Here is a 19,071-nt window from a genome sequence, read left to right on the forward strand (position 1 = left end):
GGATATGGCAGGCTAGCGCAGCGAAATTACAGGAGAACACCATGACCATTACGCGTATTGATCCCGCACCCCGCATGTCAGAAGCCGTTGTGCATAACCAGACCGTCTATTACACCAGCGTGCCAGAAAATCTGGATGCAGATGCCGAAGCGCAAACCGCCAACGCGCTGGCGGTGATTGACGCGATTCTGACTCGTGTCGGATCAGACAAAAGTAAGATCCTTGATGCCACAATTTTCCTGGTCGATAAAGCCGATTTCCCTGCCATGAATCGTGCATGGGATGCGTGGGTTTCACCTGACAACGCGCCGGTACGTTGCACCGTGCAAGCCGACTTGATGAATCCAAAATACAAAGTGGAAATCAAAATCATCGCTGCGCTGTAACCCTTTCGGGCGTTATTCGTCTTCTTCGTCGTCTTCGAACATCGCCCGAATCGATTCACCCTGATAGCTCTGACGGATCTCGTGCGCCACCTGCGCAATCGCCTGACCACTCGCCATGCCACCTGCCATCAATTCCTGGATACGTTCCACAGCTTGCTGCTGCTGTTCATGAGATAAAGCCGGAAGACCTGTAAACATTATTTGCTCCTGGTGCAAAAGGGAACGCATTATTCCACGCGGAACAAACAGGTGCCAGCAACAAAAAAATGTGCCAGGCTACGCGCCTGCTTGTTGGATTAATTAGCCCGATGATCGTAAAAACCCTTAACCTGAAGTATACGCCGGATGCGCTGTTGCACCGTTTTTCTGCGCTTGCTCATCGTCCCTGGGCAATGTTGCTCACCTCTGGCCATGCCGACCATGCCGATAATCGTTTTGACATTTTAACGGCGGATCCCCGTGCCACGCTCACCACGCGCGGTGAGATGACGGAAATCGACTGTGATGGCAAGGTGATACTCTCCGCCGACGATCCACTGCACCTGGTACAGCAACAGTGCGAGATGCTGGGCGCTACTCCCCTGTTTGATGCTGATCTGCCTTTCCAGGGCGGCGCGCTGGGTTTGTTTGGCTACGATCTGGGACGCCGCTTTGAAACCTTACCGCAGCGCGCGGAGCAGGATTTGGCGACGCCGGATATGGCAGTCGGCATCTACGATTGGGCTTTGATCGCGGATCATCATCAGCAAAAACTCACCCTGATTTCACTCACCGATGCCGGGCAACGCTGGCAGTGGCTGCAGGCGCAGGCGATTCCGCAGCCTAAAGGGTTTTCACTGACCAGCGACTGGCAGTCAAACCTCAGTTTTGACGAGTACGCCGCGCGTTTTGCCCAGGTTCAGCACTACATTCAAGCCGGTGATTGTTATCAGGTAAACCTGGCTCAACGCTTTCAGGCTCGCTATCACGGCGACGAGTGGCTGGCCTTTTTACGACTCAACCGCGACAACCGTGCGCCCTTCAGTGCGTTTATCCGCTTGCCTAAGAGCGTCATTCTTAGCCTGTCGCCGGAACGTTTTCTCTCGCTACAGCAGCAGGAGATTGAGACCCGCCCGATCAAAGGCACTTTGCCACGCTTAGCCGATCCAGAAGCCGATCGCGCACAGGCAGAGAAACTGGCCCATGCGGAAAAAGATCGCGCCGAGAACCTGATGATTGTCGATTTGCTGCGCAATGACATTGGCCGCGTGGCTGAACCCGGCAGCGTCAGCGTCCCTGAGTTGTTTGTGGTGGAACCGTTCCCGGCGGTGCATCATCTGGTGAGCACCGTGCGTGCGCGACTACCTCAACATCTCAGCGCAACCGATCTCCTGCGCGCCTGTTTCCCCGGCGGCTCCATTACCGGTGCGCCAAAAATTCGCGCTATGGAGATTATTGAGGAACTGGAACCGCAGCGCCGCAACGCCTGGTGCGGCAGCATCGGTTACATCAGCCTGTGTGGTCGCATGGATACCAGCATCACCATCCGCACGTTAATCGCTGAAAATCAGCATCTTTATTGTGCGGCAGGTGGTGGCCTGGTGGCGGATAGCGATGTGGAGCTGGAATATCAGGAGACCTTCCACAAGGTCAATCGTATCTTGCCCAGCCTGAGCGACGAGGTTTGAATGAGCCTGACGCTTGACCAGTTCCTGAACCGCTTTGTGATGCAACCCCCTGTGAGTGCGCCCAAAAGCGTTATCAGCGGGCGACGGGCAGCCGTACTGGTGCCCGTAATAGACGGTGCTGAACCCGGGTTACTGTTGACGCGTCGCTCATCACATTTACGCAAGCACGCAGGTCAGGTGGCGTTCCCTGGCGGGATGCAGGATGCAACGGATAATTCGCTCATTCATACTGCACTGCGTGAAGCCGAAGAAGAAGTCGGCATTCAACCCGCCATGGTCAACGTTGTGGGGGTGTTACCGCCGGTCACCAGCAGCACCGGTTTTGCCGTCACGCCGGTGGTCGGCATCATTCCCGCTGGCCTGTCCCTTGATATTAATCCTGACGAAGTGGAAAGCACCTTTGCGATGCCACTGGCAGAAGCCCTGCGTCTCAGCCGCTACAGTGGACTCACCTTGCGCCGAGGTCATCGTCAGCATCAGGTGTGGTTGTCGTGGTATGAGGATTATTTTATCTGGGGCATGACCGCCGGTATTATTCGCGCACTCAGTCAGCAAATCGCCCTTCCCTGAGTTCCACACTGCGTGTTACTTCCGCCATAAACTCGATCCACTTCACAACAGCTGAATGGGATAACTATTTCTGTGCATTATAATTAGTTTATTTCATGCGAAAAGCTGCTCGCTCAGTCACGCGGGCGATTACTATTAGCCGCATAAACGGCCTCAGCCGTGCAGAATAAGATTTGTGAGGAGTGTCACCGGTGATTAGTGTTTTTGACATGTTCAAAGTGGGCATTGGCCCATCCAGTTCACATACCGTAGGTCCGATGAAAGCGGGCAAGCAGTTTGTTGATCTGCTGGCCGAACAGGGCAAGCTACAGGACGTGACGCGTATTGCCGTCGACGTTTATGGCTCGCTGTCGCTCACAGGTAAAGGTCACCATACCGATATCGCTATCATTATGGGGCTGGCTGGATTTGAGCCTGCCACGGTAGATATCGACAGCATTCCCGCCTTTATTAAAGATGTAGAACAGCGCGAGCGCCTGCTGCTGGCTAATGGTGCGCGTGAAGTCGATTTCCCACGCGAAGGCGGTATGGTGTTCCGCAGTGAAAATCTGTCGTTGCATGAAAACGGCATGACGGTTTTCGCCTTCGCCGGCGATCTGTTGATCCTGACCAAGACTTACTACTCCATCGGCGGCGGTTTTATCGTTGATGAAGAGCATTTCGGCCAATCCGTGTTGGATGAGGTATCCGTGCCGTATGCGTTCAACTCTGCCAAAGAGTTGTTGAGCCACTGCCATGAAAGCGGTTTGTCACTTTCCGGTTTGGTGATGAAGAATGAACTGGCGTTGCACAGTCGTGAAGACATTTATGCCTATTTCGGCAACGTGTGGCAAACCATGCAGGCCTGTATCGATCGCGGCTTAAATACGGAAGGCGTATTGCCTGGCCCACTGCGGGTGCCGCGCCGTGCAGCCTCGTTGCGTCGTTTGCTGGTCTCCTCCTCCAAACACTCCAACGATCCGATGAACGTGATTGATTGGATTAACATGTTTGCCCTGGCGGTGAATGAAGAAAATGCCGCCGGTGGACGTGTGGTGACCGCGCCAACCAACGGCGCCTGCGGTATCGTGCCTGCAGTGCTGGCCTACTACGATCACTTTATTGAGACCGTGACGCCAGATATCTTCATCCGTTACTTCCTGGCTTCGGGTGCCATTGGCGTGCTGTATAAAATGAACGCCTCGATTTCCGGTGCCGAAGTGGGCTGCCAGGGCGAAGTCGGTGTGGCTTGTTCGATGGCTGCCGCTGGCCTGGCGGAACTGCTTGGCGCCAGTCCGGAGCAGGTGTGTGTCGCTGCTGAAATCGGCATGGAACATAATCTGGGATTGACCTGTGATCCGGTGGCAGGCCAGGTGCAGGTGCCGTGCATCGAACGTAATGCCATCGCCTCAGTCAAAGCCATCAATGCCGCGCGCATGGCGTTGCGCCGTACCAGTGAGCCGCGAGTTTCGCTGGATAAGGTGATCGAAACCATGTATGAAACCGGTAAAGATATGAATGCCAAATACCGTGAAACCTCTCGCGGTGGTCTGGCGATCAAAGTTCAATGTGATTAACGAGACATGCTGAAAAAGTAATCAATTGAATTATTTTCTGCATCTCACGCTACCTCCTGGTGAGTAAACCAGATACATTAATTTGCGCGCGGCCCTTAGTGGCCGCGCTGTTTTTTAGTGCCGCTTTTTTTCTCTGCGCTGCGCTAAACCTGGCCGCCTCCATGCCGATAACCTACACGTTAATTTGGCTTCAATTTTTGTTTTGCAAGGTGGTTACTGATGCTCATTCCCCAGCAATTTGTTGGTCAATTTCGCCGTAAGCGTTTGCTTATTGCGTTGGTGATCGCGGCGCTGGTTCTGATTCTCACGCTGACTTTTCGTTATATCGAAGAGAAATCACGTATTGAGCAGCAGTCACTGAATTTTGCCAGCCGCGCCATTGAGCGCTTTGACCGTATGTTCTCCCCGCTGGATGTGTCCGCCAACAACACGCTTGGGCTGGTTGGCGTACCTTGCGCACAAGTTCGCTATCCGTTGATCGAAAAGATTTCTTCATTGCAAACCGTGCGCACCATTCTACTGGTGCAGGACGACAGCATTTACTGCTCCAGCATTTACGGTCCGCGCAATATTTCGTTTAGTCAGACCTATCCGGAACTGGCAATTAACAATCAGCGCATGATGCTGACCACGGATAACTACCTGCTGAAAGGTTCACCGGTCTTGCTGCTGTGGACGCCCAAATCGCTGGATAATCGCGATGGGCTGCTACAGGTTATCAATGTGGAATTGATGACGAATTATTTGCTGGAGCCGCAGTTACCCTGGGTCGAACGGGCCATTTTTAATGTCGGCGGACAGAGTCTGGAATATGGTAATCCGCTGATTGAAGAGACAGAGCCATCGGAAGATGAAGTGGCTTTCGATCAGGCTTCACTGCGTTACCCCTACAGCATTACCTTGTATGGCCCTTCTCCGGCACGTCTGGCGTTGCATACGCTGCCTTCCCAATTGCCGCTCGCGGTGTTGCTGAGCTTGCTGATGGGTTATATCGTTTGGTTAGCCACCGCGAACCGCATGAGCCTCAGTTGGCAAATCAGTTATGGCATTACCGCGAATGAATTTATGGTGTACTGTCAGCCGCTGATCAATGCCAAAAGTGGTGAGTGCGATGGCATGGAGTTACTGCTGCGATGGCATAATGCGCGTCAGGGCTGGATTGCGCCGGATGTGTTTATCCCGCTAGCTGAGCGTCAGAACCTGATAGCACCACTGACGCGCTTTGTGTTAGCCAAAGTGGTTAATGAGTTGCCCAACCTGCCACAATGTTCCTCTTTCCATATTGCGATTAACGTTGCCGCCAGCCATTTCCGCGATCGTGCGATTGTCGAGGACCTGCAAAGCATCTGGTGGCCCGCTAACCCGCTGCCAAAGCTGGTGGTCGAGTTGACTGAGCGTGATGCCTTGCCGGTGATCGATCAATCTGTGGTATCGCAGCTTCATGAGATCGGCGTACGTCTGGCGATCGACGATTTCGGCACTGGCCACAGTTCCCTCGCCTACCTGAAAGATCTGAAGCCAGACGTGCTGAAAATTGACAAGATTTTCACTGCGGCCATCGGCACCGATGCGATTAACGCCACGGTAACCGATATGGTGATTTCGCTGGCGCAGCGTTTGAACATTGCCTTAGTGGCTGAGGGCGTGGAAACCGCTGAGCAGGCACACTATCTGCGTGAACGCGGCGTGGATCATTTACAGGGCTATTATTACGCCCGTCCAATGCCAATCGAAGATTTCCCTGTGTGGCTGGAACAGCATCAGGCGCATCTTAGGGCCTGATGTTAGGCTGGATTGCAGTGTCTGACGTTGGGTTGGACTGCTGTATCTGATGTTGGGCTGGATTGCTGTGTCTGATGTGAGTTCGATTGCTGCGTCTGAGGGTGCGTTCGATGGCTGTACCTGAGGGTGCGTTCGATGACTGTGTCTGAGGGTGCGTTCGATGGCTGTACCTGAGGGTGCGTTCGATGGCTGTGTCTGAGGGTGCGTTCGATTGTTGTGTCTGAGGGTGCGTTCGATAGCTGTGCCTGAGGGTGCGTTCGATGGCTGTGTCTGATGGTGCGTTCGATGACTGTGTCTGAGAGTGCGTTCCAGCCGGTAAAGGGGGATGTTCCGTAAAGACGGCGTGAATACATCCCTGTAGCCTCGGACGCCGCATCCCTGCGGCGTACGCTTTTACTCCTCATCCCCCTTTACCGGCTTCATGTGGCATTTTTGCGGTCTGCATAATGTTGAACCTGGAATGGGTCAATCGCGTTATGCGTTTAACATACTCGTCCATTACCTACTCCTCAGTGTGAGTGTGAAAGGTGTCAGCGTCATTCAGTGCGAAACATAGGAATAAAAAAGGCCGACATCATGGATGTCGGCCTTTTCGATGACAATTAACTTAGCGCTTACGCCTCATGCTCTTCATCTTCATGCGGCTTATCTTTGGTGACGCGCACCAGGTCGATACGATAATCGGTAGCCTCAATGATTTGGAAGTGCAGCGGCGGCAGGTCGATGATCTCACCAGGCTGCGGCAGTTGGCCTTTCTGGGCAATCAACAGACCCGCCAGCGAGGCATGATCCTCTTCCCTGTCAACCAGTTCATGGTGGTCAAGCAACTGCTGCAGTGAATGCAGATCGGTACCGCCCTTCACTAACCAGCCATCACCATCCGCGATAATATCAGGCGTTTCATCTTCATCCGGGAACTCACCGGCAATCGCTTCCAGCACATCCAGTGGGGTAATCAAACCTTGCACCACACCAAATTCGTTGGTGACGATGACAAAGCTGCCTTTAGCGCGGCGCAGTACGCCCAGCAGGTTGATCGGATCCAACGTTTCAGGCACCACGATGGCCGGAGTGGTAGCAGCAAACGTCGCCACGTCCATACCATGCTCAAGCGCCACCAGCAGTTCTTTGGCACGTACCACACCGATGATCTCATCCAACTCACCTCGGCACACCGGGAACAAACTGTGCGGCGTGTCGAGCAGCTGAATACGAATTTCATCCACTGGACGTTCGGCATCTACCCATGAAATGTTTCCGCGTGGCGTCATGATGCTGCGAATTGAGCGCTGTGACAGCGTCAACACGCCGTTGATCATATAACGCTCTTCGTCTTTAAAGGCTTCCTGTGGCATCGCCTGCGTCAGCGAAGCTTCTTCTGTGGTCACCGGCTGATGACGCTGGCGACCGCCCATCAGGCGCAGGATCGCTTCGGCGGTGCGCTCACGCATCGGGCGATGTTCCTGGTGGCGAATAAAGTTACGGCGCGCTATTTGGTTGAACAGCTCAATAACAATCGAGAAGCCAATTGCAGCGTACAGATAGCCTTTCGGAATGTGGAAACCAAAGCCTTCCGCCACCAATGACAAACCAATCATCAGCAGGAAGCTTAAGCAAAGCACCACGACCGTCGGATGGGCATTGACGAAATTGGTCAACGGCTTCGAAGCCAACAGCATCACACCCATGGCGATCACCACGGCCGTCATCATCACCGGCAGATGGTTCACCATGCCCACCGCAGTAATCACCGCATCCAGCGAGAATACCGCGTCCAGCACCACAATCTGGATCACCACGGCCCAGAAGCTGGCATAACCTTTATTGCCCTGTTGTTCCATGCCGCGGTTTTCCAGCCGCTCATGCAGTTCCATGGTTCCTTTGAATAACAGGAACAAACCACCGAACAACAGAATTAAATCTCGCCCGGAAAAACTGAAATCGCCTACGCTGAATAGGGGTCGCGTCAATGTCACGATCCAGGAAATCAGCGACAGCAGGCCTAATCGCATCACCAGGGCAAGGGATAAACCAATCAGACGCGCTTTATCACGCTGTTTCGGTGGCAACTTGTCGGCAAGGATAGCGATGAACACCAGGTTGTCGATGCCGAGAACGATCTCCAGCACGATCAGCGTTAGCAAACCCGCCCAAATTGAGGGGTCGAAGAGAAATTCCATCAATGACTCCTTACAACACAGAGGGGCGAACGAGATTGAGCCTGCGCTGTGAAGCGAGACGAGAGATCGTTAGCAAATGAGGTCACGCTGAAGAGCGTTGTAGTGTGCGCCAGAAAGCGCTGAGAACATGTTGAGCGACGTCGGTGACGGTCCATATAGGTGAGCTGAAGCCCGATACTCCTGAATATTAAACAGAACGCTAATGTATCAGTTACATCAACAACGTCAAAAAATTTTATTACATTTACAAACAACTGCACAAACGCAGGAATAGTGAACATAAATGCAATTTTGCAGCGTTACGCTCGAAATAGCTGACAAACATCACATAAATTATTTTTTCGCACACTAAAATAAATCGCGACCTTACTGCTGTGCAGCGGACAGTTTCGGAATATTTATTGATGCGACTCTTCATCTTAGACCCAAACGATCCACCTGAATCAACAACGGTAATTCTCAATGATTCCCGGCAATGCCAGAGAATCTCTCATGCGAACGGAGGTAGCAAGTGACCATTGCTATTGTAATTGGTACACATGGCTGGGCGGCAGAACAGTTGCTTAAAACAGCAGAAATGTTGTTGGGTGAGCAGGAAAATGTCGGATGGATTGATTTCGTGCCCGGCGAAAATGCAGAAACGCTAATCGAAAAGTATCAGGCGAGACTGGCAGAACTCGACACGTCGAAAGGCGTGCTGTTCCTGGTGGATACCTGGGGCGGCAGTCCATTCAACGCGGCCAGCCGCATTGTGGTGGATGAGCCGGATTATGATGTCATCGCCGGGGTGAATATCCCGATGCTGGTGGAAACCCTGATGGGGCGCGATGACAACCCATCCTTTGAGGAATTGATTCACATTGCCGTGGAAGCCGGTCGCGAAGGCGTTAAAGCCCTGAAGACCGAAACCCCTACCCCGGAAGCTGCAGCACCGGTTGCCGCAAAAGCCCCGGCGCAACCGCAAAAGCCTTTGGCGCCAGGCGAGCACATGAAGATCGGTCTGGCCCGTATCGATGACCGTTTAATTCACGGCCAGGTGGCAACCCGCTGGACCAAAGAGACCAACGTCACGCGCATCATTGTCGTTAGCGATGAAGTCGCCAACGATCATGTGCGTAAAACGCTGCTGACCCAGGTGGCACCGCCAGGCGTAACCGCCCACGTGGTAGACATCGCCAAAATGATCCGCGTGTGGAATAACCCGAAATACGGTCGTGACCGCGTGATGCTGCTGTTTACCAATCCTACCGATGTAGAACGGATTGTTGAACAAGGCGTGGATATCAAGTCGGTCAACATCGGCGGCATGGCATTCAAACAGGGTAAAACCCAGGTCAACAACGCCGTTTCGGTCGACCAGAAGGACATTGAAGCCTTCCGTAAACTGAATGAACGCGGTATCGAGTTGGAAGTGCGTAAAGTTTCAAACGACCCAAGACTGAAAATGATGGACCTGATTGCCAAGGTCAATCAGTAGTTCGCTTTTGCCTGCGCTGGCGGGCGAATACTTGAGACCTTGCTGAGGAGAAAAGCAATGGAAATAACCACGCTACAAATCATCCTGATATTTATTGTGGCTTGTATTGCCGGGATGGGATCGATTCTTGATGAGTTCCAGTTCCACCGTCCACTGGTGGCCTGTACCTTGATTGGTGCGGTTCTGGGTGACATGAAAACCGGTATCATCATCGGTGGTACCCTGGAAATGATCGCGCTGGGCTGGATGAACATCGGTGCGGCGGTTGCACCCGATGCGGCACTGGCCTCCATCATTTCGACCATTCTGGTTATCGCAGGTGGCCAAAGTGTTGGTGCGGGTATCGCGCTGGCGATTCCACTGGCGGCAGCCGGTCAGGTTCTGACCATCATCGTCCGTACCATCACCGTTGCCTTCCAGCACGCTGCCGATAAGGCCGCCGAGAAAGGCAATCTGAGCGCCATCAGCTGGATTCACGTCTCTGCTCTGGTATTGCAGGCGATGCGTATTGCCATTCCAGCCCTGATCGTGGCGATTTCAGTGGGTACCAGCGTGGTACAGGAACTGTTGAGCTCGATTCCAGAAGTGGTCACCAACGGTCTGAACATCGCCGGTGGCATGATCGTCGTCGTGGGTTACGCGATGGTCATCAACATGATGCGCGCAGGCTACCTGATGCCGTTCTTCTATCTGGGCTTTGTGACGGCGGCCTTCACCAACTTCAACCTGGTTGCTCTGGGCGTGATTGGTGTGGTCATGGCGGTGCTGTATATCCAGCTGGCGCCGAAATATAACCGTACAGCAGGCGCGGCCGCTGCCGGTCCTGCACACAATGACCTCGACAACGAACTCGACTAGGAACAGGTGAAATCATGGTTGATACAACTAACACGCAAAAGAAACTCACCCCGAGCGACGTCCGTGGTGTGTTCATCCGCTCTAACCTGTTTCAGGGTTCATGGAACTTTGAACGTATGCAGGCGCTGGGCTTCTGCTTCTCGATGGTACCGGTGATTCGTCGCCTCTATCCTGAGAACAACGACGATCGTAAACAGGCCATTAAGCGTCACCTGGAGTTCTTCAACACCCATCCATACGTGGCTGCACCTGTGCTGGGCGTTACGATGGCGATGGAAGAGCAGCGTGCCAACGGCGCGGCGATTGATGATGCCGCGATTAACGGTATTAAAGTCGGCCTGATGGGACCGCTGGCGGGGGTTGGTGACCCGATCTTCTGGGGTACCGTTCGCCCGGTGTTTGCTGCACTCGGTGCCGGTATTGCGATGAGCGGCAGCCTGCTCGGTCCCCTGCTGTTCTTCATTCTGTTTAACGCCGTGCGTATGCTGACGCGTTATTACGGTGTGGCTTATGGTTATCGCAAAGGCGTGGATATTGTCAGCGATATGGGTGGCGGCTTCCTGCAAAAGCTTACGGAGGGGGCGTCGATTCTCGGCCTGTTTGTCATGGGGGCGCTGGTCAACAAGTGGACACACGTGAACGTGCCGCTTGTGGTGTCGCGCATTACCGATCACACCGGCAAAACCACCGTGACGACCGTTCAATCGATCCTCGATCAGCTGATGCCGGGCTTAATCCCGCTGCTGCTGACCTTCGGCTGTATGTGGCTGCTGCGCCGTAAAGTTAACGCACTGTGGATTATCGTGGGCTTCTTTGCCCTGGGTATCTTTGGTTACTGGATCGGCCTGCTCGGTCTGTAATCATCTCGCCGGGGGCTTTGGCCCCCGGCCGTTTTAAGCGAGGTTACCTGAGCGCCAACGTTGAGGTAAATTCGGTTGAGGAAGAAAATGTAATGTCACTGACTGACGCTCTGATTGCCCTGCTGGTCATCGCCTTTGCCCTGTTCGCGATTTACGATGACGCTATCCTGCCGCGGCGCAAAGGGCCGACCAAATTGCGTGTCGCGCTGCGTCGTCGCCATAAAATCGACAGCGGTATTTTTATCGTGTTATTGCTGATTCTGCTGTGGAATAACGTCAGCAACCATGGCCCGCAACTCACCACCACGCTGCTGATGGTGTTGTGCTTTATGGCGATCTGGCTATTCTGGCTACGCACGCCGAAATTGTTGATGAAGACCGAGGGACTGTTCTTCGGCAGCGTGTGGATCGACTATCGTCGCATTCAAAGTATGAACTTGTCTGAGGATGGCATCTTAGTCATGCAGCTGGAACAGCGTCGCCTGCTGATTGCAGTGCAACAGCTCGACGACCTGGAACGTATCTACAATACGCTGGTGGAAGCGCGTTAAGCGCGCTGCCATAGCGTCAGCATGAAGTCGGCGTCGCAGCTAAAGGTATCGGCTGCCGCCAGTGTCTGCCAGACTTCTTCGCGCGCACGCCAGGCAAAAGGTGTCATCTGCAGCAAGCTCACCGCTTCGGCCCCATTTAACGTCATCTCATAACGCAGGTTGTGTTGCTCGACCTGCCTGAAACCTTCGTAAGCCTTTTCTTCTGCCGCGTGCAGCTGCACTTCACGATAAATCAGCGCTTTGAACTGCTGCAGATGATGTGGGCCCGGTGTCACCGTCAGTAGATAGCCGCCCGCTTTGACGACGCGACTCAATTCCGCTTCGTTGCAAGGAGCGTAAATGCGCACAATGCCATCCAGCGATGCGTCGGCGAAGGGTAAACGCTGGCTGGAGGCGACACAGAATTTCACCGCACGATAGCGTTTAGCCGCCATACGAATCGCCGCTTTCGCTACATCAAGGCCAAACAACTGTGCTTGTGGAAGCGCTTGCGCCATTGTTGCAGTGTAATAACCTTCACCACAGCCAATATCCAATACCTGAGCAGCCTTGCCATTCAGACGCTGCGACAGATGTTGCGCCACCGAATCGCGCAAGGGTTGATAGTGTCCGGCATCAAGAAATACACGGCGAGCCAGCAGCATTTCCGCACTGTCACCCGGTTCCTTTGAGCCTTTATGCTGCACCGGCAACAAATTGACGTACCCTTCTTTCGCCTGATCGAATTGGTGACCGGAATCGCAGCGGAAGCTGTTAGCTTGCTGATGCAAATGTTGCTGGCAAAGTGGGCAAATCAAAGACATAGACAACTCCGGGTTCACGATTCGCGCGCAGTTTACCCTGATCGTCTGGCAACAGAAAGGATAAAAGAAAAGCCCCGATCAGAGACCAGGGCTTTACAATTTGTGTCAGCGGCGCATGGCACCGAGTCTGAAAACGAAATCAGATAGCAGTTACGTTTACTGCAGCTGGACCTTTCTGGCCGTCCTGAATTTCGAACTCAACAGCCTGGCCTTCAGCCAGAGTTTTGAAGCCGTTACCCTGGATTGCAGAGAAGTGTACGAACACGTCTTTGCTGCCGTCAGCAGGAGTAATGAAACCAAAACCTTTAGACTCGTTGAACCACTTAACCTGACCTTTAATCTTTGCCATTTTTGCAAATTCCTTTGATTGTTTATATTGCCCGAAGGCAGTCTTACAGATAAACCAGAGACGTTACTGAATGAGGCACTAATTTAAGGTTCGGCAAGGAAGCGGAATTCAACGTCAACGTCTTTACTCGTAACTTCTTTACTGAAGATGCCATACATAAACAGAACTGTACCTCGTTTGACCCAAGAGTCGTTATCACATATCCGCAAATTAATGGCAAGCCATTTTTAAACGGTGATCGACATGACGCACATAATTGGCCGTTGCTCTGCACTCTTCTGCCATTAGCATATTGACAGATGACGGAATAACTGCACAAAAAAATGATATATGTCAGAGTAGTTAGCGCCAGTACTTACATTAGTCAAGCGTAGCGACGCAACTTAAACCAGCACAATTAAAGCGGTCAAAGCTACGCAAAAAATATTGCATTAATATGGCATTGATAAAATATTCCGCCAAAAAATTAGCGTGGTATGCAACATTCGTGCACTGTGCAAAACTTGTACAGCCGGGTTTATTAAGTACAAGTCATTAATTGTTTTGCACCAAAATCAGGAAAATATAAGCGCTCTTGCCCCAAATATATGCACGCTCGTTTTGGCGGTTATCTTATTTTTAACTAACGACTCTACAATTAAATGTTAAAAAAACGCACTGCTACACTTGATTTAACAAATCGGGCTTAGGACACATCTGAATCGCTATTCTGCAGGCTTCGGCTGGTGCCTATTCTCCATGGCATAAAGCGTGAGTCCAATTCTCCCGCGGATTGCATTGCTTGCGCCAAAGCGGCAGGGGGTTCATCTAAGGGATCATCCGCCAGTTCAAACACACCCCAGTGGATCGGCAGCGTTAACGGACGCCCTATCGCCTGCCATAAACGCACCGCCTGATCGGGGTCCATATGTTGACCACGCATGAACCATTTTGGTGCATAAGCGCCAATGGGCAACGCGGCAAGATTAAAGGGCCCGAGACGTTCAGCAATTTCTAACAGGTTTTCGCTATAGCCACTGTCACCTGAAAACCAAAAATTCACACTCTGGTTTCGCACCACCCAGCCGCACCACAGTGAGCGATTGCGATCCCAGAAAGTTCGCATGCTCCAGTGTCGCGCGGGTACAGCAGTCAACGTCACTCCTGCGATATCAATGGATTGCCACCAGTCGCGTTCGGTGACATGACGTACGCCACGTTTGCGGCACCAGGTTCCCATCCCCAGCGGCACAACAAATTGCGCTTCCGGGAAATGACGTGCGATGCGCTTTACCGTAGGCCGATCGAGATGGTCGTAGTGATTGTGCGAAATCAGCACCACATCAAGATGTGGCAGCTGTGCAATTTGGAGCGGAGCGGGGGTTTTACGCTGTGGTCCAGCAAACGGCAGCGGTGAAGCACGCGCAGAGAGTGCCGGGTCGATGAGAATATAGCGGCGATTGAGCCGCATCAACACGGCGGCATGACCCAACCACCAGATGCGATCGTCATCACCACTCAGATCGCTTTCCTGGTACCAGCGGGCAATGAATGCCGGATAACCGGCCTGAGGCGGCAGCGGCAAATGGTCCGCTTTGCGCTCCCGCCGCCAGCGCTGCAAATCCCCTGGCTGGCGCAATTCCGGTTCCGGGTTGCGGAAACCTTCTGGCGTGTGATGCGCCAGCGCTGCGTCGTACCAGGGATTTTGCCAGGCCATTATTGCTCCATCATGTGATTAACGTTCTGGAATCATACGGATGAAGTCGCGCTGTTCTACGGCGTCTTCTTCCTCCTGCTGTTTTGCTGTGGCAGGTTGAGCATCCGCCAGGCGGCGCAACAATGCATTCTGTTTTTTCTGCTCTTCCAGCAGTGCTTCCAGCAAACGAATCTGTTCACTGGCGCGCATGCTGGCCCGGTTAACGAAGAACCAGGCTATCAAGGCCACAACAATAATGATGGCCAGTACACCATAACTAAACAGCGGACTGGTATTTGCGGCTAACTCGTTCATAACTGCCTCTATTGTCAAACATAAAACACTTACACCGCCGCTGATTCTACTCGTTGTGTGCGGAAAAGATAATGGTTGCCGGTGGAAAGCAGATTATCCCGCATCTTGATGGCTTTCAGTTATCTCTGATCGATTTCATGAGCAGGACGCGTCATGCTGCTACTATAGAAATCGCAGCGACTTCAGGATAGCTGCGTTGTGTATCACAAGGAGATAAAATGAAACTATTCATTCGGGCGATAGTCGTGGTAGCAGTGGTCTGGCTAGGGATGCTGCTCACCGGTTATGGCGTACTCACCGGAAGCAACAAAAACGCCGCAGGACTGGGCTTACAGTGTAGCTATCTCACTGCACGCGGCATGATCACCGCGCAATATCTGCATACCGACAGCGGTATTGTGGGTGTTACCGATTGTCCACTGCTAAAGAAAAGTGGCGAAGTGGTAGATAATTAGTGATTCAAACGGGCTGGCGACAGCCCGTTCTGCTATTCAGAATGGGTAGTTGTGGTAACCCAACTGATCAGAAATATTGCGCGCAGCACGATGCAGCATCGCCACATATTCGTTTTTTGCTTCTTCAGAGAATCGGATTGTCGGGAACGAGATGCTCAATCCAGCAATCACCACGCCGAAGCGGTCGAAAACCGGCACGGCAATGCAGCGTAAGCCCTCTTCCTGCTCTTCGTTATCTTCACCGAAGCCCTGCACTTTTACTTGATCTAATACCTCAAGCAACCCTTCTGCACTGACGATGGTGTTCGCGGTGCTGCGACGAAATTCAACTTCGCTCAGGAGCTCCTGAACTTCAGTGCGATCGCGCCACGCCAGCAATACTTTACCGATGGCGGTGGTGTGCAACGGGTTACGACGCCCGATGCGCGAGTACATGCGCAGGTTATACAGTGAATCGATTTTATGGATATAGACAATGCTGTCTTCTTCCAGTGCACCCAGATGGATGGTTTCTTTGGTCAAACGCGACAGTTCTCGCATTTCGACATCGGCACTACGAATCAGATCGACGTTTTGTAGTGCCTTGGCACCCAATTCAAACAGCTTGAGCGTCAGCGAATATTTTTCACTTTCCCCTTCCTGCGCCACGTAACCCAATGATTTCATGGTTTGCAGAAAGCGGTAAACCGTGCTTTTTGACATCATCACGCGTTGCGACAGTTCGGTGATACCATGATCACGATCTTCGCCTAACGCCTGCAAAATGCCGAACACTTTCATTACCGAAGAGACGGAATCTGGCTGTTTATCGTTATCACTGCTCGCCATTGCGCGTATCCTTTTTTGACGGTGTTTCAAAAAAAACGGAACAGAAGCGCCAGTATATGCGTTTCAGCCCAACGGCGGCAACGACTGGCACTCAGCGACACATTCCTTCGTAATTTTTTGTCAATGAATGCGGTGCTTTCCGTCACAAAATTGATTAGCATGATGATATTCACTTCCTTCATTTATTTCATTTATGTCCCCTACAGTCTCTCAGGATGGATTACCTGTTCCGCAGCGGTACGGCGCGATTATCACTATTGCGTTAGGCATCATGATGGCAGTGCTGGATGGAGCTATTACTAACGTCGCGTTACCCACCATTGCGCGCGAACTGAATGCCAGTCCGGCGGAATCAATCTGGATTGTTAACGCCTACCAAATCGCCATTGTTATCTCGTTACTGTCGCTCTCCTTTCTCGGCGATATGCTGGGTTATCGCCGTGTTTATCAGGTAGGGCTGGCGTTGTTTATCGCCACTTCATTGTTCTGCGCCCTCTCCTCTTCACTCAATATGCTTACCGTGGCGCGTATCCTGCAGGGTTTTGGCGGCGCGGCACTGATGAGTGTGAACACAGCGCTGATTCGTATTATCTATCCGCAGCGTTTTCTCGGCCGCGGTATGGCGATTAACTCGCTTATCGTCGCGGTATCGAGCGCTGCGGGCCCCACGGTGGCTGCCGCGATTCTCTCCATCGCCAGCTGGAAATGGTTATTCCTGATCAACGTGCCGCTGGGCATTGTGGCATTGTGGCTAGCGCTGCGTTTTCTGCCGGATAACACGCAGAAAGCCAAACAGCAGAAGTTTGATATTCCCAGCGCCATCATGAACGCCCTGTTCTTTGGCCTGCTCATATCGGCCCTCAGCGGATTCTCACAGGGGCAGGATCACTGGCTCATTCTGGCGGAAGTCGTAGCACTGGTGTTGGTGGGCGTGGTGTTTGTTCGTCGCCAGTTGGCGATGCCTGTTCCGCTGCTGCCGGTGGATTTGCTGCGTATCCCCATTTTTTCGTTGTCGATGTGCACGTCTATTTGCTCGTTCTGCGCGCAGATGCTGGCAATGGTTTCATTGCCGTTCTTCCTGCAAAACGTGCTGGGGCGGGATGAAGTGGCGACCGGATTGCTGCTCACACCCTGGCCGCTGGCCACCATGGTGCTGGCACCGATTGCTGGCCGGTTGATTGAGAAAGTCCATGCGGGATTATTGGGTGGTCTGGGGCTGGCGATGTTTGCGGCAGGTCTGTTCTTACTGGCACTGCTGCCTACACAACCCACTGATATTGATATTATCTGGCGAATGATGCTGTGCGGTGCGGGCTTTGGCCTGTTCCAGTCTCCGAATAATCACACGATTATCTCCTCTGCCCCGCGCCATCGCAGCGGTGGCGCCAGCGGTATGTTAGGGACGGCGCGTTTGGTCGGTCAGAGCAGCGGTGCCGCACTGGTTGCCTTGATGTTCAATCTGTTTAACGACAGCGGAACACATGCATCACTGGTTTTAGCGGGGAGCTTCGCCACGGTGGCAGCCGTCGTCAGTATGTCGCGGATGACGCAATCGAGTGAGACGGTGAAGTCATAAAACAACAAAGGTGCCCAATTGGGCACCTTTGTTTATTGCAACAGCTAAACCATTATTTCAGATAGTCACCGTTACGCAGCGCTTCGATACGCTTATCGAGCGGCGGATGCGACATAAACAATTCGCTCAACGATTTGCTTTTACCGTTAATGCAGAATGCCATCATGCTGCTTGGCTCCTGCGGCTCGTAGCTGGTTTTCAAACGCTGCAGAGCGGCAATCATCTTCTCGCGGCCCACCAGTTTGGCTGAACCTGCATCCGCGTGGAATTCACGGTGACGTGAGAACCACATGGTGATGATGCTGGCGAGAATGCCGAACACCAGTTCCAGCACGGTCGCGACCGCAAAATAGACCAGCGGGTTACCGTTGCTGCTCTCTTCACCGTCACGGTTACCCGACAGGAAGCCCGATGCCACCTGCGCGATAATACGCGAAATGAAGATCACGAAGGTGTTCACCACACCCTGAATCAGCGTCATGGTGATCATGTCACCGTTAGCGATGTGGGCGATTTCGTGCGCCAGTACCGCTTCCGCTTCATCACGGCTCATGTTCTGCAGCAAGCCGGTCGAGACCGCAACCAGTGAGGCGTCACGACGTGCACCGGTCGCAAAGGCGTTAATGTCTGGCGCGTGATAGATCGCCACTTGTGGCATCGCAATGCCGGACTGTTGAGCCTGGCGACTGACGGTATCCATCAGCCAGCGTTCTGTCTCGTTACGGGGTTGTTGAATCACTTCACCGCCGACGGAGCGCAATGCCATCCATTTAGACATCAGCAGTGAAACAAACGCACCGCCAAAGCCAAACAGACCTGCCATAATCATCAGACCCTGAACACTGCTTGACTGAATTCCTGTCAGACTCAGAATCAGTCCGAATACCAACATCACCGCCAGGTTGGTGACCAGGAAAAGCGCAATACGCATCATAAACGTTAATCTTCCTCAGTTGTGCTCGCGCTCATGCGCGGATATACATCCTATGTCCATTGCGCAGGTTTTCAAGCAACCTTAATCTTTAAGTGTCTAAAAAGACATAACTTTACATTTGGTAATGATGTGCGCAAATCTGCCCATTAGCCACAATGAACAATACCTTTGGTGCAAAAAAAAACACCGCCGGAGCGGTAATGCTTGTCAGTTAAGATCTTAATGGAGGCCGCAACGGATAACGTTGCG

At 52.7% G+C, this 19,071-nt stretch carries 20 protein-coding genes; 11 read left to right on the forward strand and 9 right to left on the reverse strand.

The genetic code is table 11. The features are described from left to right. The first annotated feature begins 41 nt into the window (after nt 1-41). Nucleotides 42-386 carry a RidA family protein gene (locus tag IAE30_RS10105; protein WP_045816070.1) on the forward strand — a complete coding sequence of 115 codons (345 nt, stop codon included), beginning with the start codon at nt 42-44 and terminating at the stop codon, nt 384-386. A gap of 12 nt (nt 387-398) precedes the next feature. Here the strand turns inward: IAE30_RS10105 and IAE30_RS10110 are convergent, their stop codons facing one another. Continuing rightward, a complete protein-coding gene (locus IAE30_RS10110) occupies nt 399-584 on the reverse strand; it encodes a YoaH family protein (RefSeq protein ID WP_034828730.1) in 186 nt (61 codons plus the stop codon). A gap of 110 nt (nt 585-694) precedes the next feature. Between IAE30_RS10110 and pabB the strand changes: the two genes are divergently transcribed. From pabB to IAE30_RS10130, 4 genes are all read left to right on the forward strand, one after another. After that, a complete protein-coding gene (gene pabB, locus IAE30_RS10115) occupies nt 695-2,053 on the forward strand; it encodes an aminodeoxychorismate synthase component 1 (RefSeq protein ID WP_200679463.1) in 1,359 nt (452 codons plus the stop codon). Then, a complete protein-coding gene (locus IAE30_RS10120) occupies nt 2,054-2,623 on the forward strand; it encodes a CoA pyrophosphatase (RefSeq protein ID WP_200536809.1) in 570 nt (189 codons plus the stop codon). A 191-nt stretch (nt 2,624-2,814) separates the two neighbouring features. Then, complete coding sequence (locus IAE30_RS10125; RefSeq protein WP_045816068.1) at nt 2,815-4,179, forward strand: L-serine ammonia-lyase; 1,365 nt, start codon at nt 2,815-2,817, stop codon at nt 4,177-4,179. A 219-nt stretch (nt 4,180-4,398) separates the two neighbouring features. Next, nucleotides 4,399-5,961 (forward strand): EAL domain-containing protein, encoded by a 1,563-nt coding sequence (locus IAE30_RS10130; protein WP_200536808.1) that lies wholly within the window; start codon nt 4,399-4,401, stop codon nt 5,959-5,961. 614 nt (nt 5,962-6,575) lie between these two features. On the opposite strand, the gene IAE30_RS10135 is transcribed toward IAE30_RS10130, so the two are convergent. Beyond that, on the reverse strand, nt 6,576-8,141 hold the full coding sequence (locus tag IAE30_RS10135) for a TerC family protein (RefSeq protein WP_200679470.1): 1,566 nt from the start codon (nt 8,139-8,141) through the stop codon (nt 6,576-6,578). A gap of 511 nt (nt 8,142-8,652) precedes the next feature. Between IAE30_RS10135 and manX the strand changes: the two genes are divergently transcribed. The 4 genes from manX (at nt 8,653) to IAE30_RS10155 (ending at nt 11,887) form a co-directional block, all read left to right on the forward strand. Continuing rightward, complete coding sequence (gene manX, locus IAE30_RS10140; RefSeq protein ID WP_200679472.1) at nt 8,653-9,618, forward strand: PTS mannose transporter subunit IIAB; 966 nt, start codon at nt 8,653-8,655, stop codon at nt 9,616-9,618. 57 nt (nt 9,619-9,675) lie between these two features. Then, nucleotides 9,676-10,476 (forward strand): PTS mannose/fructose/sorbose transporter subunit IIC, encoded by an 801-nt coding sequence (locus tag IAE30_RS10145; RefSeq protein WP_034828717.1) that lies wholly within the window; start codon nt 9,676-9,678, stop codon nt 10,474-10,476. Nucleotides 10,477-10,490: 14 nt separating this feature from the next. After that, on the forward strand, nt 10,491-11,336 hold the full coding sequence (locus IAE30_RS10150) for a PTS mannose transporter subunit IID (RefSeq protein WP_038646579.1): 846 nt from the start codon (nt 10,491-10,493) through the stop codon (nt 11,334-11,336). Between the two features lie 92 nt (nt 11,337-11,428). Then, the gene (locus IAE30_RS10155; RefSeq protein WP_038646577.1) at nt 11,429-11,887 is read left to right on the forward strand and encodes a DUF986 family protein; all 459 of its coding nucleotides are present in this window, start codon (nt 11,429-11,431) and stop codon (nt 11,885-11,887) included. On the opposite strand, the gene rlmA is transcribed toward IAE30_RS10155, so the two are convergent. The 5 genes from rlmA to IAE30_RS10180 all read right to left on the reverse strand — a co-directional run bounded on the left by rlmA (nt 11,884) and on the right by IAE30_RS10180 (nt 15,029). Then, nucleotides 11,884-12,690, reverse strand: coding sequence for a 23S rRNA (guanine(745)-N(1))-methyltransferase (gene rlmA, locus IAE30_RS10160; RefSeq protein WP_200536806.1), 807 nt, complete (start codon nt 12,688-12,690; stop codon nt 11,884-11,886). The genes IAE30_RS10155 and rlmA overlap by 4 nt on opposite strands. A 139-nt stretch (nt 12,691-12,829) precedes the next feature. After that, on the reverse strand, nt 12,830-13,039 hold the full coding sequence (gene cspE / locus IAE30_RS10165) for a transcription antiterminator/RNA stability regulator CspE (protein WP_034828712.1): 210 nt from the start codon (nt 13,037-13,039) through the stop codon (nt 12,830-12,832). A gap of 83 nt (nt 13,040-13,122) precedes the next feature. Beyond that, entirely contained in the window at nt 13,123-13,197 is a 75-nt protein-coding gene (locus IAE30_RS10170; RefSeq protein WP_128599124.1) for a DUF2627 domain-containing protein, read from the reverse strand. Between the two features lie 527 nt (nt 13,198-13,724). Further along, complete coding sequence (locus IAE30_RS10175; protein WP_200536805.1) at nt 13,725-14,735, reverse strand: MBL fold metallo-hydrolase; 1,011 nt, start codon at nt 14,733-14,735, stop codon at nt 13,725-13,727. Nucleotides 14,736-14,753: 18 nt separating this feature from the next. Continuing rightward, entirely contained in the window at nt 14,754-15,029 is a 276-nt protein-coding gene (locus IAE30_RS10180) for a YebO family protein (protein WP_034828707.1), read from the reverse strand. 218 nt (nt 15,030-15,247) lie between these two features. Between IAE30_RS10180 and IAE30_RS10185 the strand changes: the two genes are divergently transcribed. Continuing rightward, nucleotides 15,248-15,484, forward strand: a complete 237-nt coding sequence (locus IAE30_RS10185) for a YobH family protein (RefSeq protein ID WP_200536804.1) — start codon at nt 15,248-15,250, stop codon at nt 15,482-15,484. Between the two features lie 36 nt (nt 15,485-15,520). Here IAE30_RS10185 and kdgR read toward each other — a convergent pair whose 3' ends face one another. Then, nucleotides 15,521-16,312 carry a DNA-binding transcriptional regulator KdgR gene (kdgR, locus tag IAE30_RS10190; protein ID WP_200536803.1) on the reverse strand — a complete coding sequence of 264 codons (792 nt, stop codon included), beginning with the start codon at nt 16,310-16,312 and terminating at the stop codon, nt 15,521-15,523. Nucleotides 16,313-16,505: 193 nt separating this feature from the next. On the opposite strand from kdgR, the gene IAE30_RS10195 reads away from it, so the two are divergent. Next, entirely contained in the window at nt 16,506-17,888 is a 1,383-nt protein-coding gene (locus IAE30_RS10195) for an MFS transporter (protein WP_200679473.1), read from the forward strand. A gap of 52 nt (nt 17,889-17,940) precedes the next feature. Here IAE30_RS10195 and htpX read toward each other — a convergent pair whose 3' ends face one another. Continuing rightward, nucleotides 17,941-18,822 carry a protease HtpX gene (gene htpX / locus IAE30_RS10200; protein WP_038646563.1) on the reverse strand — a complete coding sequence of 294 codons (882 nt, stop codon included), beginning with the start codon at nt 18,820-18,822 and terminating at the stop codon, nt 17,941-17,943. Nucleotides 18,823-19,071: the final 249 nt, after the last annotated feature.

It is taken from the genome of Pantoea sp. S61 (assembly GCF_016625145.1).
Taxonomy (GTDB): domain Bacteria; phylum Pseudomonadota; class Gammaproteobacteria; order Enterobacterales; family Enterobacteriaceae; genus Pantoea; species Pantoea rwandensis_B.